Source organism: Halogranum rubrum, assembly GCF_900114455.1.
Classification (GTDB): Archaea; Halobacteriota; Halobacteria; order Halobacteriales; family Haloferacaceae; genus Halogranum; species Halogranum rubrum.
This window is the reverse complement of sequence record NZ_FOTC01000001.1, coordinates 1,545,837-1,565,732: the sequence shown is the minus strand read 5'-3', so window position 1 is coordinate 1,565,732 and position 19,896 is coordinate 1,545,837. Positions and strand designations below refer to the sequence as shown.

The following is a 19,896-nucleotide window of genomic DNA, read 5'->3' as shown; positions in this document are numbered from 1 at the left end:
GCCGTCCTGATGGTACCCGAGTTTGTCGCGGTAGTACTCGACCTTTTGTTCTGCGCTCGTTCGCGTACGCTCACTCGCTCGACAAAAGCTCGGCCAAAAGCGCCTCACGCTCCCGTTGGTCGCGTCCGCGCCCGCTCGCTCCGCTCGCGACAGTTACAATCGCTTGCTCACGTACGGGCCGTCCTGATGGTACCCGAGTTTGTCTCGGTAGTACTGTCGGACGCCGATACCGGAGATGACCGAGACTTTCTCGAATCCAGCGTCGGCGGCGAGATGCTCCGCCTTTTTCAACAACTGCTTCCCGTACCCTTTGTGCTGCCAGTCGCCGTCGGCGGTACCGATTCCTGCCTCACTCCCGTAGACGTGGAGTTCCCGGACGAGCGCGGCATCTTTCAACTCGCGGCGGACGGTGTCTCCCTCCTCCATCGGGCCGGGCGCGGCGTGCGAGTAGGAGGGGAACCGCAGGCGACAGAAGCCGACGAGGAGGTCTTTCTCCGTATCCTCGAAGGAGATGAAGTGTTCCAGCCCACCGCCGGACTCGTAGGTCATCACGTCGAGTTCGATGTTCTCCTCACTCGGGTCTTCTTCGTTCATCCCGACTTCGCGAGCGCGGATGTCTCGAAGCTGAATCCCCTTCTCCTCGGCGCGCTGTTCGGCGAGTTGTCGGAGGTTGGACTTCCAGACGCCCGCGTCGATGAAGTCCGCGGGGATGTCGCGTTGGACGCGCTGGAGACGCGTGTACTTCGGAATCATGCCCATGACCTCTGAAACGACTTCGATGGCGTCCTCGTTGGTCAGCGGTTGGTACTCGTCGCGCCGCCACATGTCGTACGTGATGGTGTCGCGAACGACGAGCGTCGGATAGATTTTGAGGTAATCGGGTCGCCAGTCGCTGTTCTCGAAGAGTTGGCGGAAGTCCTCGACGCACATCTCCTTCGTCATCCCGGGTTGGCCGGGCATCATGTGGAAGCCGACTTTGAACGCGGAGTCTCGCAGGCGACGATTCGCGTCGACGGAGGCCTGGTTGCCGTGGCCGCGGTGCATCTCGCGGTTGATGCGCTCGTAGGTCGTCTGGACGCCGACTTCGACTTTCGTCGCGCCCAAATCGAGCATCCGGTCTATCTGTTCGGGGTCACACCAGTCGGGTTTGGTCTCGAACGTGGTTCCTATATTCCTTATGTCCGCCGTCTCGTTCTCGGCGATGACGTCTTCGAGATACTCGAACTCGACGTCCTGCGGGTCGGGCTTGAACGACTGGTCTTCGGCGGGTTCGGGCCGTTTGTCCACGTCGTAGTCGTTCAGCGCCTCCAACGCCCGCTTGACGAACCACTCTTGGTAGTCGTGGCTCCGAGCGGTCATCGTTCCGCCCATCAGGATGAGTTCGACCTTGTCGACGGGGTGGCCGATGTGCCGGAGTTGTTCGAGTCGGAGCGTCACCTGCCCGTACGGGTCGTAGTCGTTCTGGACGCCGCGGGCGGCGGCGGGTTCGTGACCGGTGTAGGATTGCGACGAAGAGAACTCCGAGGCTGGACCGCCGGGACAGTAGAGACACTTCCCGTGCGGGCACATGTGCGGCGAGGTCATGATGGCCACCGGCGAGACACCCGAGGCGGTACGCACGGGTTTGCGGCGGGTGACCTCCTGCACGTCGTCGCGGTGGGCCTCTGGCGCGTGGTCGAGGATGTCGGCGTTCTTGGGAACCTTCGGCGACGAGAACTCCGAACAGACCTGAAGCTTTTCTTTTTCCAAGTCGTCGCGCTCTATCTCGCCTTCGACGATACGCCGAGCGAGTTCCTCGCAGGCGTTCTGGAAGGCGTCGGACTCCTGGGACTCCTGACCGTCGGTGTCGGTACTCACGGCGGAGTCACCTCCGTGGTCGAAACGAGAGCGACGGCGTAGCTCATTACGTGTGTTTCGACCGGTTTCGGGGTTAAGGGTGTCGCTCCGAGACCCTCACAAAATCGTCATCGAGGGCTCTCTTCTGCAGGTGCGACGCCAGTACGACGCGCCCGCCCCTTCGAGCGCGACCGACCGACGGCACTCCCGACGCCGACTCCCACGAGTGCGACGACGCCGCTGGCGAGCAGGAGCGTCGGATAGCCGAAGACGACTGCGAGACCGGCGAAGACGAGTGGACCCGACGCCCGTCCGAGGAACGTCGTGCTGTTGCGGAGGCTAAGCGCCCCCGCCCGGAACGACGCCGGAATCCGGTCGCTCACCGCCGCGTCGACGGAGGGGAGCACGAGGCCGACACCGGCACCGACCGCCAGCATCGACACGCCGACGAACAACGCCGACGGGGCCGCCCACGCGCCGAGCAGCCCTACGCCGTACGCCCCGATTCCTGCCGCGACGAGTCGCCGGTTGGAGTACGACTCGGAGAGTCGACCGTTCGCCATCGACGCGACGACCGAGGCGGCTTCGGCGGCCATGATGACGGCTCCGACGAACACGGGCGCGAGCGCGTACTGCGACGTCAGGAGGAACGGGAGCACCGTGAACACGGCCCCGAAGAGGAGAAACTCCGTCGCGAACGTCGCGGCGTAGAACGGGAACGTACCCGAGGCGGCGACAGCACTCGCCGCGCCTCGGAGGTAGTCGAGACCCGGTAGCGTGCGTACTTCCTCTCGCGCGGGTTCGTCGAGGACGACGGCGGCGACGAGACCGACCGGGACGGCGAGGAAGTAGGCGTAGAACGGTGTGTTCCAGCCGTAGGAGACGAGCGCGCCGCCGACCACCGGGAACACTGCCGCCCCTGCCGACAGCACGGCGGTGTTCACGCCGAGGACGGCGTTCCGCTGACTCCCCTCGAACGCGTCGCCGACGAGCGTCACCGTCGAGATGAAGATACCCGCCGCGGCGACACCTTGGACGACGCGGAGTGCGAGAATCACGCCGAACGACGGCGCGAACGCGCTCGCGCCGCCGACGAGGCCGAAGCCGACGAGACTCGTCGCGAGGACGCGCTTGCGACCGATTCGGTCGGCGAGCGCGCCGACGAACGGTGACAGCACGATACCGGCCACGAAGTAGGCGCTGATGAGCAGACTCGCTGTCGCGTCGGTGACACCGAAGGCGTCTCGAATCACCGGGAGCGCCGGACTGACGAGCGGCACGCCGAGCGGCGCGAGGAGCGTGCTGGCGAAGACGACTTGTACCAGTCGTGAGCGCCACGGGACGGTCGCCCGTGGTTCGTCGACGGAATCTATTGGTGGCTGTGTGGTCATCGACTCACCTCACGGCTCCAACCGGTAGAACCGGAAGAAGTAGTTCTCCACCGGCAACACGGTCAGGTCGCTGAACCCGGCGTCCGTCGCGTACTGCCGGAGCGTGTCGGTGCGCATCACGGTTCCCGTCCCTGCAGACGGGTGGTCGGCCATCCCGACCGGCAAGCAGTGGAGCACGCTCCACCCGTACATCATCCACTCGACGTCGTCGCCGTCGGCAGTGAACTCGTCTCCCACGCGTTCGTCGACGACGAGGACGGCCCCGTCGTCCGCGACGAGTCGACGCATGTTCCGGAGGACGCCCACCGGGTCCGAGAGGTCGTGGACGCACTCGAACGCCGTCACGAGGTCGTACTCGCCGTCGATGTCGGTGTCGCCCGCGTCCCGGCACTCGACGGTCACTCGGTCGCCGAGGCCAGCCTCACGGACGTTCTTCTGGGCCTCCTCGACCGACTTCGTGTCGAGGTCATAGCCGTCGACGTGGACGTTCGGGTAGGCCTGCGCGATACCGATGCTGGACCATCCGTAGCCGCATCCGACGTCGGCGACGCGGGCCGACGGGTCGGTTCTGAGTCGGTCGTCGACGTCCGCCATCGCCGGAATCCACTCCGACCCCATCGAGTGGAGGAACGCCGGGCGGTTGATGGCCGCCTGCCCCTCGCGGAAGTGCTCGCCGTACTCCTCGTAGGGGACGCCGCCGCCCGTCCGGTACGCCTCCAGAATCGCATCGGCCGGGCGAACCGCACCGACGAGGAGGCTTCCGAACGGAGCGACGTAGTTCAGACTGTCGCGGTCGGTCAGCGCCTCTTCGCGCCCCGGCGGGAGGAAATATCGCCGACTCGTCGCATCGGCGTGTTCGTCTTCGATACCGATGATACCAGTGACGGTCTGTTGTTCCAGCCACTCGCGGGCGTAGCGCTCGTGGGTGTCCGTCGCCGACGCGAGTTCCTCGGAGGTGACGCTACCTGCCTCGGCGATAGCCTCGTAGTAGCCCAACTTGTGGCCGACGAACAGCGTCTCCATGGTGAGCGTTCCCGCGACTGCGTCCAGCAGTCGGTCGACGAACGCTTCGGTCTCTTCTGCGTGCTTCGTCTGTTCTGTGTTGGTTGCCATACTCCACAGGAGGTGCCGAACCCGTCTATAGTTGATTTCTGAGTGTCGTCGCTGTAATCGACTCCGCTCACAGGCGTTGCGACTCGTGCCGCGCAGTGAGAGTCGTCTCACGACCTGAGACAGGATTAACTCCTGAGCGGACGTTCACTGTAGTAACGGGAGACAGCCGAACTCGCTCGGCGGAGCGTCACGTATGGCCAATCAACACATCCTCGACGAACTCATCCAGCACGCCTTCGACCTACAGCAATACAGCAACACGCCAACCGAAGGAATCGACCGCCTCGACACCGACGATTTGGTCGACGTCGTCCGCCACCGGTCGATTCTCGAACTCCTCTTCGACGGGCCGCGTGACCGTCGCGACATCGAAGACGCCCTCGACATCTCGCGGGCGACGAGCCACCGGTTCACTCGGTGGCTGGAAGAACACGAACTCGCAGAGCGCGTCGGCGGGCAGTTCGTCCTCACGGGCAAAGGAGAAGTCGTCGCCGAGTCGGTCCTGCGGTTCGAGCGTGACCTCGTGACCGCCGACCGCCTCTCACCGCTCCTCGACGCAATCTGTGAGTCGCACCAGGAGTTCGTCGTCGAACCGTTCGCGGGCGCGACGGTGACAGTGCCGACGCCGACGGACCCGTATGGCCCCATGTCGCGCTTTCTCTCGCTGCTTCGAGACAGCGAGACGTTCCGCGGGTTCAACACCACACACATGGTGCCGCCGTCGCTGGCGACGGTTTCCGACCCCGTCTTGGACGGGCGCGACGTCGAACTGATCTATCTCCCCGACGTCGTCGAGCAACTCCGCGCGGACGACCCGAGCCGTCTCGACGCCGCACTGGAGGCGGGTAGTCTCACGCTTCGCACCCGGGACGCGCTTCCCTACGGTCTCGCCATCTTCGACGACCGGGTCGGAATCGGTGGCTACGACGAGGAGACGGGCGCGATGCGCGTGTTCGTCGACACCGACACCGTACTCGCCCGCGAGTGGGCCGAACGCGTCTACGACACCTACCGCCGTCACTCGACACCGCTAGACGATAGCTCGCTGACGGCCGAATCGGTCTGAGTCGGCCTGAACTGGTTGCTCACGTCAACTCGTACGTCGAACGCTCAACACGTCCCCGACTGCGACGTCGTCCGCATCTCCGTCCCGTTCTCGCGGAGACGAATCGTCGTCATCGACGTCGAACACTCGCCCCACTCGCGGTCGACCGACGACGTCGAGGAGAATCCCTCGCCGCTCACTTCGACCTTGTACGCGTCGGGCGTCTCGAACACGAAGTTCAGGTGGTCGCCCGCGGCGATTTCGACCGTGTCGTCGAACTGCGTGCCCGTCTTCTGTCCGGTGATGACGACGCTCACGCTACGGGCGTCGGGGCCGTCGTTCCAGATTTGGACGACGTGTGCGCCGTCCGATGTCGCAGTCGTGGTCGTGCCACCCTGCTTCCCGACGACGTACGTCGCCGCCGGGTCGGTGCGCATTCCCGCGAACGGCGGGTCAGGTAGGTCGGCACTCGACGTGCCGGACGTACCCGACGTGTCCGCCGTACTCGTCGCATCCGACGGTGTCTCCGTCTCCGCGTCCGTCGCCGTCGACTTCGGCGTGGTGCACTCGTCGGTGCCGGTCGTCTTCTTCGTTCGCTCGTCGGCGTCGGTCTCGGTACCCCTCTCGGTCGTGGTAGCCGTCTGAGTACTGGCGTCCTGCGCAGAACCGGAAGATGAGGGGACCGAACCGAGGCATCCTGCGACAGCGATTGTCGTGGCGATACTGGCGAGCGCATGGCGACGGTTCATGTCAAATAGAAACGTGGTCGAAGCGGTTAATGGTTTGTGGCGAACCAGTTGGTCAGAAAGGACAGTCCGTCTAAATCGACAGTAGGGGTGGCAAAACAGTCGTTAACGCGAACCGGTGCACGACGGTAGGAGTCGACGCGAGACCGATACGGGATTAGTCGAGTTGTTCGACGACGGCGTCGACGACGGCTTCTCGCACGTCGTCGCGGACGCCGGAGAGGAACTCGATGCGACCTTCGCGGACGCCGTTCGCCGTGACACCCGCGTTCGGGAGGTTCTCGCGAGCACGCTCGGCGACGGCGCGGACGTCGACGTCCTCTGTGCTGCGGAGGTAGAGTTCGTCCATGCCGATGCCGAGGGTGACGAAGGCGCTCCCGTTGCGGTTGCGGCGGTGGAGTTCTTCGACGAGGAGCGTCGACGGCGGGAAGTCGAAGCGGTGGGTGAACGAGTCCGTGTCGATGACGGCGAAGTCGACGCCGCTCTCGTCACGCTGTTCGAGGTTGGCCTGTGCCGTCTCGACTTCGTCGTCGAGTTTGATGCGGAACTGCTCTGCGACGTGGTTCGCGAGGCCGGTGTCGTGGCCCTCCTCGTCGCCGAACAGCAGGTCCGTGATGAGTTCGCGCTTGTCCTGGTAGGACTGGTAGTAGGCTTCGAGTGCGACTGCTTCGCGGAGTGCGGCGACGCGCTCTGCGTCGTAGCCCGACTCTTCGGCGAGGTCGAGGTACGCCTGCGGTGCGCCCTCCCAGTAGCTGACGGCGGGGAGGTGTGCGAGGTCGTCGCGGACGTCGTCGTTGACTGCTGCGGCGAGGTTCGCCGAGAGCGCACCCGTCGAGAGGTCCGATGCGTCGGCCTCGGCGCGAGCGGGGTTGACGAGCACTTCCGTGTCGTCTTCGACGTCCTCGTCGGCCACGGCGGCGTCGACGACGACGCGCTTGGCACCGTAGACGCCGAGCAGACCGAGTCCGTCGCTGGATTCGACGGTGCTTCCGGTTCCCAGGAGGAGCACGAGCGGGAGTTTCTCGTCGTGTCGGTCCTGGTCCTGCAGCATCCGGGTGACGTCGTTCGTCGCGGCGTCCATGCCGTAGACGGCGTCGTCGAGCGGACGGCGGGTGAAGTAGTGGTACTCGGCGTCGCTCTTGGCGTACTCCTCGCGGATGAGCGGGAGGACGGCGCGTTCGACGGCCGCACCGGCGACGTAGCCGTCGGCGGTGGCGGCGTGGCGGACGACGATGGGGCGCGATTCGAGGATGGCGCGGCGAATGGCCTCCGCGGCGTCGAGGAGTTGCTCGGAGACGGCTTCGACCGAGTCGTGAGCGGCCAGCGGCATCACGGCCTCGGGACGGGCACGAGCGGTCAGCGCGTCGGCGAGTCGGCGCTGGACCGTCTCGGCGTCCTCGTCTTCGAGCGAGACGAGCGCTTCGGTCTCGACTTGAATCTCGTTTCGGCGGAGTTCGACTTCGCCGTCCAGTCGGACGACGTCGCCCACGTCGATTTCGGGGTAGGCGCGGACGCCTGCCTCGACGAAGGCGGCACAGTCGACGACACCGGTCTCGTCGCGAAGTTCGAAGACGGTCGGGCCGCCGGTCTGGCGTGCGCCGACGACTTCGCCCTCGATGCGGATACTCTGCCCGACGCGGTCCTGAAGGGAACCGATTTCGACACGCTGTGTCTCTCCCTCGGGTTCGGGTTCGTCGTAGTCCGAGCGCTCGTCGCTCTCGGCCGCTTCCTCGTCGTCGCTCTCGTCGGCGGTCAACTCGTGTGCGGCGTCTGCAGAGTTCGTCTCGGGCGTCGATTCGCTCGGTTCGTTCGGTTCACTCGACGATTCGTCACTCTCGGAGGAGTCGGAGGACTCGGAGGAGTCGGACGTTTCGGATTCAGCGGCGGACTCGTCGGCGTGGCCGTCGTCGTCTGAGTCGTCGTCGACGTCTCGGTCACCGTCGGCGTCCTGCACGAGCACACCGCGGAACTCGCGTTCGGACTGGCGGATGGACCAGCCGAGGTCGATGTTACCGTTGTCGCGGACGTTCTTCACCTGGACGAAGACGGTGTCACCCGGCTCCCAGTCGAGACTCTCCAGGCGGCGGTCGAGCTCGCTTCGGTGGAGCAGACCGGTGACGCCGGGCGAGATGTCGACGAAGACACCGAAGTCGGCGTAGCCGTCGACCGTCCCGCTGTAGAACCGGCGGGAGATCAACTGGTCGGGGCTGTTCCCCTCGAAGTGGAACACGACGTCTTCTTGGTGACTGTTGCAGATTCGACCGTCCACGGGCGTACCGCAGATAATACACGTACCCATTTGAGCAGACAGAAACACCGCGGCCTAAAACTGTTGTCGAAAGTCTGCTGTCGGCTTCGTGGTCCGATTCGGGTGGTTATTTTCCGCTCGTCACCTGCCATCGAGCCGACGAATCCGACCGTCGTCCGGTGATTCTGGTCGAACACCCACCGACTGACCATGGTCAGTTCCCGGTGACGCGGCCGCTCAGAGCACACCGATTGCCTGCAACACCGTCGTCGCGGCCGCGACACCACCGAACCCGTACCCGAAGAGAATCGTCGCCGGAACCGCGCCAGCGACAGTCGCCCGGAGTAGGCTGGTCTGGTGGATGACGCTGAGGCCGACGACGAAGAGGACGGCTCCGTAGACGGCACAGAGTGTGCGGAGGAACGGCGATGGGTAGCCTGCGAGGACACACGGTGCGGCCGCGTAGGCGATTGTCTGGACCGTCTCGCTCACGCCGGCGCGGTCCCTGACGACGAGGACGAGCAACACCGTCTGGAGCGCGCCGAGCAAGTGCATCGTCGCGGGCGCGACGAACAGGGTGAGGACGAGGAGGAGGAGGAGACTCGTCACCGCGCGACTGCCCGCGAGGAGGGGAACGAAGTCGGTTCCGAGCAGACGCTCCGGCGTGAACCAGAGCACGCCGCCGACGTAACAGAGGGCGACGAGCACGCCGAAGACGAGACCGGGCGCTTGGTCGCCGGGGGCGACGCCGTTACGGAAGAACCGCCGCGGGCGGAACAACACTTCGACCCACGCGCGGGCGATGCCGCGCGGGCCGCGGTCACGGCCGCCGCGGGGGTTTTCGACCCAAGTAGTCACGTTCGTCCTAGTCGGTGCGGAGGGTATGACAGTTCCGACACCGTGCTTCGTAGGACTCCTCTGCGCCGACGAGGATGGTCGGGTCGTCGACGTGTGCGGGCTTGCCCTCGATGAGTCGCTGGTTGCGCGTCGCGGGTTCGCCGCAGACGGTACAGATTGCTCGCAACTTGTCGACGTACTCGGCGAGGGCGATGAGTTGCGGTACCGGTTCGAACGGCTCGGCGCGGAACGTCTGGTCGGTGCCGGAGACGATGACGCGACGGCCGTCGGCGGCGAGGGCTTCGCAGACGTCGACCAGTTCCGTCGAGAAGAAGTTGGCCTCGTCGACGGCGACGACCTTCTCGCCGTCGAGTTTATCGTAGATGTCCCAGATTCCCTCGCCTTCGGCGTCGACGACGTGGGCCTCCCACTGTCGGCCGTTGTGTGAGCCGATGGTGGCTTCGCCGTACCGGTCGTCGACGTCGGGCTTGAAGACGGCGACCTCCTGTTCGGCAATCTCCGCGCGGCGTAGCCGACGGAGGAGTTCCTCCGTCTTCCCCGAGAACATCGAACCGGTGATGACCTCGATCCAGCCGCTCCGGGTGATGGCGTGCATAGACCAACACCGCACCTAATGCTTCAAATGCGTATTCATTCTCGGCGTGGAAACCGTCGCCGTCGAGAGACGGTCTGACCGACCTCTGTCGGGGCCACAGTACCGAGTCTCAGTTTTTCGCACCTTTGTTCTGGGCGCTCTCGAACGTCGCGGGGTCCTGCTCGATGTTGGCGAACCCGACGGCGCGCCGCCCGAGCGTCAGCACGCGCTCTTCGACTCCCTCGTCGCGGAACGCACCGTCGTCGTCGAACGCGCTGTGCGCACGAGGAATGGCTGCCTGATGTGGGATGACCCACGCGTTGAGCGAGCGACACACGGAGCGGAGATGTTCGAGCGCCGTCACGGGGAACGACCCGCCGGCGACGGCCAGCAAGCCGACGGTCTTCCCGTCGAACTCGTCGAACCCGCAGTAGTCGAGCGCGTTCTTCAGCACGCCCGAGTACGACCCGTGGTACATCGGTGTCCCGAGGAGGACGGCGTCGGCCTCGCGGACCACCTGCTTCAACGCCGCGCTGTCGCCCTGTTCGTCGTGGTCGGCGTCGAGCATCGGCAGGTCGTACTCCCGCAGGTCGACGAGTTCTCCAGTTCCGCCCGCCGCTTCGACGCCGCGTAGGGCGTGTTCGAGTGCAAGTCGAGTGTAACTCCGGTCGCGGAGGCTCCCGCAGAGCGCGACGACGTGAACGTCTGGCATAGCTGGAGGGTCGGTGAGGAGGGTAAAAACCGTGCCGCCAGTCTCCTCCAACTCCGTGAAGACGGGCGCAGTACACGACCGACGTAGGCAGTGGCGTCTCTGACCGCACTGACGTGCGTGACTGCGAGTGACTACCCTATCGTGACGGCACCTCGTCCGGCAGTCGTGACAAGGCACGCCGGAGTAACGGCGGCGTCATGACCGAGGTGACGATGGCCACGAGGACGATGACGGCGTAGATGGTGGGTGTGAGGATGCCGATAGTCAGCCCGAGCGCCGCCACGACGATCTCCATCGCACCGCGTGCGTTCAGTCCGATTGCGAGACAGACTGTCTCGTCCCGTGTGAGGTCGGTGAAGGCAGCGCCCACTGCCACGCCGAGTACCTTCCCGAGAACGGCGACAGTGAGGGTGAGTCCGCCGACGAACAGCATGTCGAGAGAGAACAGGCCGGTCAGGTCGGCCTGCAGGCCGGCCGTCGCGAAGAAGAGCGGCGCGAACAGACCGAGCGTGACCAGGTGAACCACGCGCGACGTCTCCCCGTCGAGGTGGTTCCGCACGAGGACTCCTGCGAGGAACGCGCCGAGAACTGCTTCGAGACCGAGCGCGAGCGACGCTCCGGCCAGCGCGAACCCGAGGACGACGACGGCCGAGAACCCGGTCAACACGGGCGAGTCGGTTCGTTCGACCGTCTCGAAGAGCCACTCGACGAATCTCGGGCCGACGACGGCGACGAGCGCGACGAAGACGGCGAGGACCAGCAGCGTTCGGCCGACGCCGAGTAGACTGACCTGTCCCTGCCGAGCGATGTCGGAGACGACGGTGAGCGCGACCCATCCGGCGGCGTCGATGACGACGGCGGCCGTGAGGGTGAGCTGTCCGACGGTGCGGTCCATCGCGTCCAAGTCGATGAGAACGCGGACGGCGACGGGCACCGCCGAGATGCTCAGCGCCGTCGCGAGAAACAGCGCGAAGGGGAGTCGTTGCTCAGGCGTAACCAGATACTCCGCGGGAAGAAACCATCCCAGCCCGAACCCCAGCAGAAAGGGGACGACGGACGCGCCCACGGCGAGCGCTATCGTCGGTCGGACGTGTCGCCGCAGGGCCGGCACGTCGACTTCGGTTCCGGCCAACACGAGGAGTAAGACGAGTCCGAGCGACGCGAGCGCAGCCACTCGGTCGGGAACCGGCACGACGACGGCGGTCACCGCGGGGGCGACGACGCCGAGAACCGCCGGGCCGAGCACCAGTCCGGTGAGGAGTTCCCCGACCACTGGCGCGAATCCCGCCCTGTTGGCGACGATACCGAGGGTGTGCGCGGTGACCAACAGGAGTGTTAGCGCCGCTAGAAACGTCAACAGTGTTCCCGTCTCTGCGACCATCGAGTCGCTCTACTGCGGCCGTCGTTGAAACCGCTACGATGTGTGTGATAGCTTGACGCCGTCCGACGTCACTGCCGCAGTCGGACGACGACGTCGTCTGTCCCCTCGTCGACGTCGACGAGTCCGTCGTCCGCCAAGTCGTCGACCAGCCCTCTCAACCACTCGCGGCCGTGTTCGCCGCCGTAGTCGACGCGGACACGCGGCCCCAACGTATCGAGGTCGAGTTCGTCGTACTCGCCGAGAATCCGGACGACGCGCCCGCGCATCTGCCGCCGACTCCCCTCGAACGTCGGTTGCGTCGGCACGTCGGGCGCGGTGAAGTCCCCTGTCTCGTAGGCGTGACACCACGCACGCCACGGGCATCCGGCCTCGTCGCAGCGGGGTGTCTTTCCGCAGGCGACGCCACCCAACTCCATGACGGCGTTGTTCCAGACTCTGGACTCGCCCTCGGGCATGAGGAACTGCGCGACGTCCTCGAACGCCGAATCGTCGTCGGGGACGTCGAAGGCGCGGTGAAGCACGCGTTTGACGTTCGTGTCGACGACAGCGTCGCCGTTGTTGAACGCGAAGGAGGCGACGGCGTTGGCGGTGTAGGGACCGACGCCCATCAGTTCCTGTAACTCGTCGGGCGACTCGGGGAACGTGCCATCGTACTCTTCTTCGACCTGCCTCGCCGCCTCGTGGAGGTACTTCGCGCGGTTGTTGTAGCCGAGACTGTGACTCGTCCAGAAGGAGACGACGTCGCTCCGGTCGGCGTCGGCGAGGTCGGCGGCCGTGGGCCAGCGTTCGAGGAAGTCCTCCCACGCGGCGACGACGCGGTCGAGTTGGGTCTGTTGGCTCATCACCTCGGAGACGAGAATCTCGTAGGCGTTCTCTGTTCGTCGCCACGGGTAGTCGCGGTGGTCGGCCTCGTACCACTCGACCAGTGCGCGTCGGACGCGCTCTACGCCCTCGGCGTCGTCTGGGAGGGCGGGGGCGACGTCCCGAATCGCCTCGATGTCGTCGGTGGCGGGCGCGGCGTCGGTCATTGTCGAGAGGTGGGCCACGAGCGATTTAGGGGTAGTGGTCTCTTGTCTCGTCGGAGCGAAAGCCGTATCCGACGCCCTCGTCTCCCCTCTGGCATGAGCCTCGACGACCTGAACGACGACGTCCAGTCGTTCTACTCCGAGATAGACGACGAACTGGCAGTCGAACTGGACCGCGAGACGAAGAACGAACTCGCCACCCTCGCCGCCGTCTTCGAGACGGACGACGCGAGCGAGTTGGTTCGCAGAGCCGTCCACATGCTCTTTCGCTCCAGCGTCGACTCGGGCGACTTGGACTTCCAACTGCGCCGCAGTTACGACGTCACCTACGACGAGTTCCTCGCGGGGATGACCTACGAGGAGATGACGGGCCAAGACCAGTACCCGCAGCGTGACGACGAACGTCGCTACCAGATGTAGAAAGCCCGGTCGCCACCAGCTACTTGTTTTCAACTCGCCAATAGCTACCCATGCCGCTGAGCGCCCGCAACAACCTGACTGGTACGGTAAAATCGCTGAAAACGGACGACATCATGGCGGAAGTCGTCGTCGAACTCGGCGACGGTCAGACGGTCACGTCGACGATTACACGGTCCTCGGCGGACCGACTGGAACTCGCCGAAGGCGACGAGGTCAGCGCCGTCATCAAGGCGAGTGAAGTGATGATAGACAAAGACTGAGTTCGCGCTCGACGATTACGCCACGTCGGCAATCGACTGTTCGAGGAGGTCCGCGCCGAGGTCGATTTCCCGTTCGGTCACGTCGAGCGGTGGCAGCACCCGGAGCACTTTGTAGCCACAGGAGAGCGTCAGGAAGCCGCGCTGAAGGGCCGCCTCCTGCACGGCGTCGCGGCGCTCTTGTGTGTCGAACTCGACGGCGAGCATCAGCCCTTTTCCGCGAACGTCGACGACGCCGGTCGGGTCGGCGTCACGCATCGTCTCTTTGAACTGCCGCCCGCGAACTGTCGCGTTGTCGAGTAGGCCGTGCTCGTGGATGGCGTCGATAGTGAGCGCACCTTGCAAGGAGGCGATGATGTCGCCTGCACCCCACGTCGAGGAGATGCGACCCTTCTCGTCGGGGAAGACGTCCGACCGGGAGATGGTCGCGCCGACGCGGAGTCCCTTCGCGGCGGCGATGACGTCGGGTTCGATGCTGTAGTGGTCCGCGCCCCACATCTTCCCCGTTCGGCCCATTCCCGTCTGAATCTCGTCGGCGACGAGGGTGATGTCGTGTTCCGTCGCGAGCGCGGCAATCTCGTCCATGAAAGACGCACTCGGGATGCGATAGCCGCCCTCGCCTTGGATAGGTTCGAGGATGATGTAGGCGACTTCGTCGGCGTTGATGTGGCCGCGTTTCGGGTCGAGTTTCTTCCGGAGGAGCGAGACTTGCTCTGTCGGGTCGTCGCTCCCCACGAAGAATCCGCAGTCGCAACTCGCGGGTGAGCAGGTCCGGTCGTCGCAGTAAGGCACGTCGTGGACACCGGGAACCTCTGGGAACTTGCGGCGGTACTTCTCTTTCGAGCGGTTCAGCGAGAGCGCACCGAGCGTTCGCCCGTGGAAGGCACCGTCGAAGGTGATGGCATACTTCGCGCCGTCGCTGTGGTCGTAGGCGATTTTGATGCCGTTCTCGACGGCTTCCGCCCCGGAGTTCGAGAGGAAGACCATATCCATCCCGTAGTGGTCGGTCGCGTCGGTGAGGCGGTCCATCAAGCCCGCAGGACCGGGGAACTCGCTCTCTTCGGGTCGGTGGCTGTCGCCCGCGCTGACGTAGAAGTCCTGTCCCGCGATCTTCAGCGGGTCGACGAGGTCGAACTCCCGCAGTTTGTCCATGATCTTCGGGTTGTTGTAGCCGAGGGGGGCGGCGGCCACGTGACTCGTGAAGTCGAGGAGGACGTTGCCGTCGACGTCGGTGCAGAACGGCCCCTCCGCGTCGCCGGAGAGGTCCCAGACGAAGTCGTAGACGTAGGTGCTCGGGGCAGCACTTCGGTGGTGGTACTCCACCCACTCGCGAGCGCGTTCGCCCGGCATGGCCGTGACGTCTGGCTCGGCGGTGTGTCTGTCCATGTCACCCGATTTGCGGACGGCTATGTTAAGACATTCGTTACGGTTTATGCAAATAGTGCGACGGCAGCCGTGACACCGCCCGCGGCGACGAGGAGGATGGCGCTCCAGGTGGCGACGCGCCGAGCGAACTCTCGCGGGCCGGCGGCGGCGATGAGACCGGCCTTGACGGCGACGCTCGACGCCGTCGCGAGGAGGATACCGACCACGGCCGTCGTAGACTCGATGGAACCGCTTCGGTAGAGGAGGACGGCGGACGTCGTCGTCCCCGCCGAGGAGACGAGTCCCGACACCAGTGCGCTCACGTAGAAGCCGATGTCCCCGAACTGGTCCTGTGCGACGGTGCCGACGGCGAGGATGAGAAAGAACACCGCGCCGAACGCGAGGACGTTCTTCAGCGAGAACGGACTGTCGAGGTCGAGGTCGACGTTCTCGCCCCAGTTGGCCGTAAACCGTGCGACGAGGATGCTCCCGACGACGATGACGCCGAGCGGAACCACGGCCTGCCAGAGCGGCGGACGACCCGCCGTGAGCGTGAACGCGAGGGCGATGCCGAGGTTCCGGAGTGCCATCGCGGCGTCGGCGAGTAAGACGCCAGCGACCGCGAACCCGACCGAGTCGCTCCGCTGGCGGACCTGGTCGAGCATCGTCCCGACGACGGCGGTGGAGGAGGCGAGGCCGCCGAAAAAGCCCGTGATGGCGATGCCGCGGCCGCCGTACGAGCGGACGAGCGCGTAGTTGACGATGCCGATTCCGGCGACGGTGACGACCATCAGCCACGCGACGCGCGGTTCGAAGGTGAAGCCAAAGGCCTCCTCCTCGGCGGGAAGCAGCGGGAAGATGACGAACGCGAGGATGGCGAACTCTGTCGTCGACCGAAGCTCTTGCCGAGAGAGACCACCCGCGAAGTCGTGGAGTTCTCGCTTGAGGACGAGCAGTGCCGACGAGATGACGGCGACGGCGACACCCGCGACGAAGAACCCCGAGGCGACGAGGACGCCCACTCCGTAGGCGACGAGCAGCGAGACGGACGTCGTCAGACTGAGTCCGTCCTCCTCGTCGCTTTGGAGCCCCTGTATCGCCAAGAGGACGCCTTGGACGATGACGAGCAGGCCACCGATTGCGAGGAGTGCCACGCCGAGCGGCGACTCTTCGGCGACGATGGTGAAGACGGCGCCGACGAGACTCGTCAGTGAGAAGGTCCGGATTCCGGCGGACTTCTTCGACCACTCGCGTTCGAGACCGAGAAAGAGACCGAGTGCCGCCGCGATGACCACACGGACGACCGGGTCTTGTAGGGGTGTGGCGACGGGGTCCTCGAACTGTAGAATCGGCCACAGACTATCGAGAGAGAGAGCGACGTACCACATCTCCTCGGGCTACGGCGGGTACGGTGTTAAGTACAGAGGCCGCGTTAACCTTTTGACACTGCCGTGGAGCCATCTTAGTATGTCCTCCCTCGATTTCAACCGCGCACGCGCCGCGTGGTGGACACTCGGCGGTGTGCTCGCCGCTGCCCTCCTATTCGTTGTCTACTCGTTCGTCGGAACGTTCGTCTTCGGACTCTTTCTGTACTACGCGACCCGGCCCATCTACCGTCGCCTCCGCAAACACATCTACCCACCCAGTCTGGCGGCGGCCGTCTCGATGTTCGCACTCGCGTTGCCCGCACTCGCGTTGATGCTGTACGCACTGCTCGTCGTCGCCAAGGAGGTCGACAAACAGGCCAAAGCGACGCAGTTCGACCTCGGCGCGTACACGACGCTCGACTTACGACTGCTGAACAAAGTCGCCGACCCGGCGACGCTCTATCGCTCCGGACTCCGCGAGTACCTCACGTTCGACACCGCCGGTGCGACGCTTCGACAGGTCGCCGCCGCCGCCGACACCTTCGCGTTCGTCGGCGTCGGTCTCGTCCACCTGTTCGTGATGCTCGCCATCGCGTTCTACCTCCTGCGTGACGACCACCGTATCTCGCGGTGGCTCACCAAGCGTTTCGCCGACGACGACGGCGTCCTCGGTGCGTACTTCGCGGCGGTCGACTCAGACCTCAACAGCATCTTCTTCGGCAACATCCTCAACGCGGTGTTGACGGGAACCATCGGCGTCATCGCCTACACCGTGTTGAACGTCTTCTCGCCGCCGGAACTCGGGATTCCGGCGGCCGCACTCGTCGGACTGCTCGCCGGCGTCGCCAGCCTCATCCCCGTGGTCGGGATGAAACTCGTCTACGTCCCCGTCGCGGGCTACATGGGCGTGCGGAGTCTGGTGTTCGGTGGTCCAGAGACCGTCTGGTTCGTCGGGGCGTTCGTGCTCGTCTCGTTCGTCGTCGTCGACACTATCCCGGATCTGGTCCTTCGGCCCTACGTCTCGGGGCGGAGTCTCCACGTCGGGAGCGTCATGCTCGCGTACACCTTCGGTCCGCTACTCTTCGGGTGGTACGGCATCTTCCTCCTCCCGATACTGCTGGTCTTCGTCGTCAACTTCGCGCGTATCGTCCTCCCGGAACTGCTCGCAGGAAAGAAGATTCAGCCGTACGTGGTCGACCCGGTGTATCTGTCGGATGGCCCGGTCGCGTCCGAGAGACTGGACGGAGACGACGAAAGATACGAGAGAGACGATGCGGAAGAGGCGATTCCCGTAGCGGAGTCGACCGACGCACGGCCCGACGTTGGCCCGGAGCGGTCGGGCGGGGCGACCCAGACGGGAGGAGAGTGAGAGCGTTACTCGGTGATGTACTGCGCTTCCCAGTCTTTGCGTGCGTCGATTTCACGCCGCCCACGGCGCGTCAACGTGTAGTAGTTCGTCCGCCGGTCACGCTGACCTTTCTCGACGAGTCCCTTGTCGACGAGCGTGTCGAGATTCGGGTACAGTCGGCCGTGGTGAATCTCTTTCTCGTAGTACTCTTCGAGTTCCTCTTTAATTGCGAGCCCGTGTGGTTCTTCGAGTCCGGCGATTACGTACAGCAGATCTCGCTGAAAGCCTGTCAAGTCGTACATCGGTAATATCCGCGTGAGAATTCTTGTCTGATACCAATAAATATATCGGCCGAACAGGAAGAGACGGCCGATAACTGCCCACTCGTCGCTTGTCTCCGGCTCTCCGAAAGACTAATCTCGATGAGTTGTTGAATATCTAAACTGTTTCAATTACAAGATATGTATGATTGGAATCACGAACTCGGGTTTAAGGGCTCATACCACCTTCTTCCGGGTATGCCCGAAGAAGTACTCTTCAAGTCGGAGTCAGCACAGAGTCGTGCCGAAGTCGCGAGTTACCTCCGGTCGATTGCGGACAAACTGGACGCCGGTGAGTCGATTACCCTCTCGGCGGGCGACCAGACTGTCACACTCGACGTCCCGACACAACCGACTTTCGAAGTCAAAGCCGAACGCGAGACGTCGAAGAGCGGTGGGACACCGGAACTGAGTCTCGAACTCGAACTAGAGTGGGACGAGGGCGTCGACGGTGGGGACGCGTCGCTCTCCGTCGAATAGCGCTCTCGATTAGTTTTTTTTTCGACGACGAGACGCGCCGCTTCGTGAGTGAGTACGTGAAAAGGAAAGCAAGCCACGCGAAAATCGCGTGAATGCTTGCCGCCCTGAATTGGTCCCCGCTGACGCTTCGGCCCTCCAAAGCGAAGCGTCAACTGCAACTATCGCGCGTCCCCACTTAAACATACCGACGCCCGACACGGAGGTTCCGTAATCGTGAACTCCGAGCTAGATGTGTTCTTCTTCGAGCACCCATCCGAGTGCTCGCTTGTAGTACGTAAACATCTGTCTCACACCTTCGTGTTTCATCTCCTCGTCGTCGAGTTGGTCTTTGAGAAATTCGTACTGCTCACGGATTTCCTCTTCGTCACGCATGGGGTGGTGTTGGGGTGTCGGGTACTTGGCGGTAGTGGGCACTCTTCTCGTCGACGCGTCGTGACCGGTCGTGACCGTCGTGGCTCGTCGGCAACGAACGCTACTTTCGGTCTAAACGCGAGAGACCGTGCCAGATGGCGTCGACCATCTGCTCTTCGCCCGTCCCCTCAGCGTCGTCCCACCCTCGGGCGAGTGCGTCCTCGACGACGGCCAGCGAGTGGTTCTCGAAGTTGTTGAGGCCGCGGAACTCTTCGAGCGCCTCGCGTTCGTCGTCGCCGAACGTCTCTGTCGCCTCGCCGTCGTAGAAGCCGAGTTCGGCGAGCGTCGCGGTCACTGCGCGTGCCGTCTCGCCGTCCAGTTCGCGAGTCTCCTCGGGTTCTTCGCGTGCCAGCAAGGTCACGTCGTACAGTTTGAACACGCGTTCGAGTTCGTCTATCGGCCGTTCGTGGTCGTCGACGCGGACGTCGACCCAGCGGTCGTTGCCGCCGTCGTAGCCACCCTCCGGTTTGACGATGTAGAGCGCCGCGCCCTGCTCGCCGCGACTGTCGCCGCCGGCGTCGTTGCCGGCGTGGAGCGCTGCGATGAGTTTCTCGGGCAACCCGCCCGCCGTCGTCTCGAACGTCTCGGCCATCGCCGGGAGCGTCTCCTCGTTTTCGAGGATGTTTCCCTGTACCGTGTAGTGTTCCCCTTGGATGTCGCCGGCGACGTCGAAACACTCCTCGCCGGTGAACACCGCGATAGAACCGTCCTGTCCGACGACGCCGACCTGTCTCGATTCGGCCTCGTCGTCGGCGTCGGTCAGTTTCTCGACGACTTCACTCGCCGAGTGGCCCTCACGAAGCAAGTCGAGGCCGTCCGGCCCGTAGGCGACGTTGGCGAAACTCTGCGTGGCGATTGCACCGGCGTCCGCCGCCGCGAAGGGGACGACAGAACCGACGCTGACGAACTTCGACTGGACGGCGATACCGACGGCGTCCGTCTCGGGGTCTCGGGCGACGATAGAGAACGTCATACCCGAGCCACGGACTACCGTGGCAA

The 19,896-nt window shown here is 64.6% G+C and carries 20 protein-coding genes; 5 read left to right on the top strand and 15 right to left on the bottom strand.

Features of this window, described 5'->3' with window-relative positions; all coding sequences use genetic code 11:
- Positions 1 to 153: 153 nt before the first annotated feature.
- The 3 genes from BM083_RS07790 to BM083_RS07780 form a co-directional block, all read right to left on the bottom strand.
- Complete coding sequence (locus BM083_RS07790) at positions 154 to 1,857, bottom strand: tRNA uridine(34) 5-carboxymethylaminomethyl modification radical SAM/GNAT enzyme Elp3 (protein WP_089867966.1); 1,704 nt, start codon at positions 1,855 to 1,857, stop codon at positions 154 to 156.
- 107 nt (positions 1,858 to 1,964) lie between these two features.
- On the bottom strand, positions 1,965 to 3,227 hold the full coding sequence (locus BM083_RS07785) for an MFS transporter (RefSeq protein WP_089867962.1): 1,263 nt from the start codon (positions 3,225 to 3,227) through the stop codon (positions 1,965 to 1,967).
- Positions 3,228 to 3,236: 9 nt separating this feature from the next.
- The gene (locus tag BM083_RS07780; protein WP_089867959.1) at positions 3,237 to 4,340 is read right to left on the bottom strand and encodes an SAM-dependent methyltransferase; all 1,104 of its coding nucleotides are present in this window, start codon (positions 4,338 to 4,340) and stop codon (positions 3,237 to 3,239) included.
- 193 nt (positions 4,341 to 4,533) lie between these two features.
- On the opposite strand from BM083_RS07780, the gene BM083_RS07775 reads away from it, so the two are divergent.
- A complete protein-coding gene (locus BM083_RS07775; protein WP_089867955.1) occupies positions 4,534 to 5,406 on the top strand; it encodes a helix-turn-helix transcriptional regulator in 873 nt (290 codons plus the stop codon).
- A 44-nt stretch (positions 5,407 to 5,450) separates the two neighbouring features.
- Here the strand turns inward: BM083_RS07775 and BM083_RS07770 are convergent, their stop codons facing one another.
- From BM083_RS07770 to BM083_RS07740, 7 genes are all read right to left on the bottom strand, one after another.
- Positions 5,451 to 6,134 carry a hypothetical protein gene (locus BM083_RS07770; protein WP_089867952.1) on the bottom strand — a complete coding sequence of 228 codons (684 nt, stop codon included), beginning with the start codon at positions 6,132 to 6,134 and terminating at the stop codon, positions 5,451 to 5,453.
- Between the two features lie 154 nt (positions 6,135 to 6,288).
- Positions 6,289 to 8,430, bottom strand: coding sequence for a DHH family phosphoesterase (locus BM083_RS07765; protein WP_089867947.1), 2,142 nt, complete (start codon positions 8,428 to 8,430; stop codon positions 6,289 to 6,291).
- 186 nt (positions 8,431 to 8,616) lie between these two features.
- Entirely contained in the window at positions 8,617 to 9,237 is a 621-nt protein-coding gene (locus tag BM083_RS07760) for a YIP1 family protein (protein WP_089867944.1), read from the bottom strand.
- A 7-nt stretch (positions 9,238 to 9,244) separates the two neighbouring features.
- Entirely contained in the window at positions 9,245 to 9,832 is a 588-nt protein-coding gene (locus BM083_RS07755; RefSeq protein ID WP_089867941.1) for a thymidine kinase, read from the bottom strand.
- 109 nt (positions 9,833 to 9,941) lie between these two features.
- A complete protein-coding gene (locus BM083_RS07750; RefSeq protein WP_089867938.1) occupies positions 9,942 to 10,523 on the bottom strand; it encodes an NADPH-dependent FMN reductase in 582 nt (193 codons plus the stop codon).
- A 136-nt stretch (positions 10,524 to 10,659) separates the two neighbouring features.
- A complete protein-coding gene (locus tag BM083_RS07745; protein WP_089867933.1) occupies positions 10,660 to 11,904 on the bottom strand; it encodes a cation:proton antiporter in 1,245 nt (414 codons plus the stop codon).
- A 68-nt stretch (positions 11,905 to 11,972) separates the two neighbouring features.
- Positions 11,973 to 12,932: an HhH-GPD family protein gene (locus BM083_RS07740; protein WP_089868446.1), complete on the bottom strand. Its 960-nt coding sequence runs from the start codon at positions 12,930 to 12,932 to the stop codon at positions 11,973 to 11,975.
- A gap of 93 nt (positions 12,933 to 13,025) precedes the next feature.
- On the opposite strand from BM083_RS07740, the gene BM083_RS07735 reads away from it, so the two are divergent.
- Both BM083_RS07735 and BM083_RS07730 read left to right on the top strand, forming a co-directional pair.
- On the top strand, positions 13,026 to 13,349 hold the full coding sequence (locus BM083_RS07735) for a ribbon-helix-helix protein (protein ID WP_089867929.1): 324 nt from the start codon (positions 13,026 to 13,028) through the stop codon (positions 13,347 to 13,349).
- Between the two features lie 50 nt (positions 13,350 to 13,399).
- Positions 13,400 to 13,609, top strand: coding sequence for a TOBE domain-containing protein (locus BM083_RS07730; RefSeq protein WP_089867926.1), 210 nt, complete (start codon positions 13,400 to 13,402; stop codon positions 13,607 to 13,609).
- 15 nt (positions 13,610 to 13,624) lie between these two features.
- Here BM083_RS07730 and BM083_RS07725 read toward each other — a convergent pair whose 3' ends face one another.
- Positions 13,625 to 14,992, bottom strand: coding sequence for an aminotransferase class III-fold pyridoxal phosphate-dependent enzyme (locus BM083_RS07725; RefSeq protein ID WP_089867923.1), 1,368 nt, complete (start codon positions 14,990 to 14,992; stop codon positions 13,625 to 13,627).
- A gap of 44 nt (positions 14,993 to 15,036) precedes the next feature.
- Entirely contained in the window at positions 15,037 to 16,359 is a 1,323-nt protein-coding gene (locus tag BM083_RS07720) for an MgtC/SapB family protein (RefSeq protein WP_218148934.1), read from the bottom strand.
- Between the two features lie 79 nt (positions 16,360 to 16,438).
- Between BM083_RS07720 and BM083_RS07715 the strand changes: the two genes are divergently transcribed.
- Positions 16,439 to 17,707, top strand: a complete 1,269-nt coding sequence (locus BM083_RS07715) for an AI-2E family transporter (protein ID WP_089867919.1) — start codon at positions 16,439 to 16,441, stop codon at positions 17,705 to 17,707.
- A gap of 5 nt (positions 17,708 to 17,712) precedes the next feature.
- Here BM083_RS07715 and BM083_RS07710 read toward each other — a convergent pair whose 3' ends face one another.
- Positions 17,713 to 17,988, bottom strand: coding sequence for a helix-turn-helix transcriptional regulator (locus BM083_RS07710; RefSeq protein ID WP_089867914.1), 276 nt, complete (start codon positions 17,986 to 17,988; stop codon positions 17,713 to 17,715).
- Positions 17,989 to 18,204: 216 nt separating this feature from the next.
- Here BM083_RS07710 and BM083_RS07705 point away from each other — a divergent pair, with 216 nt between their 5' ends.
- Positions 18,205 to 18,486, top strand: coding sequence for an amphi-Trp domain-containing protein (locus tag BM083_RS07705; RefSeq protein WP_089867911.1), 282 nt, complete (start codon positions 18,205 to 18,207; stop codon positions 18,484 to 18,486).
- Between the two features lie 225 nt (positions 18,487 to 18,711).
- Here BM083_RS07705 and BM083_RS23235 read toward each other — a convergent pair whose 3' ends face one another.
- Together BM083_RS23235 and BM083_RS07700 are read right to left on the bottom strand one after the other, a co-directional pair.
- Complete coding sequence (locus tag BM083_RS23235) at positions 18,712 to 18,858, bottom strand: hypothetical protein (protein ID WP_009367414.1); 147 nt, start codon at positions 18,856 to 18,858, stop codon at positions 18,712 to 18,714.
- 100 nt (positions 18,859 to 18,958) lie between these two features.
- Positions 18,959 to 19,870 (bottom strand): DUF1028 domain-containing protein, encoded by a 912-nt coding sequence (locus BM083_RS07700; RefSeq protein ID WP_089867906.1) that lies wholly within the window; start codon positions 19,868 to 19,870, stop codon positions 18,959 to 18,961.
- Positions 19,871 to 19,896 lie beyond the last annotated feature (26 nt).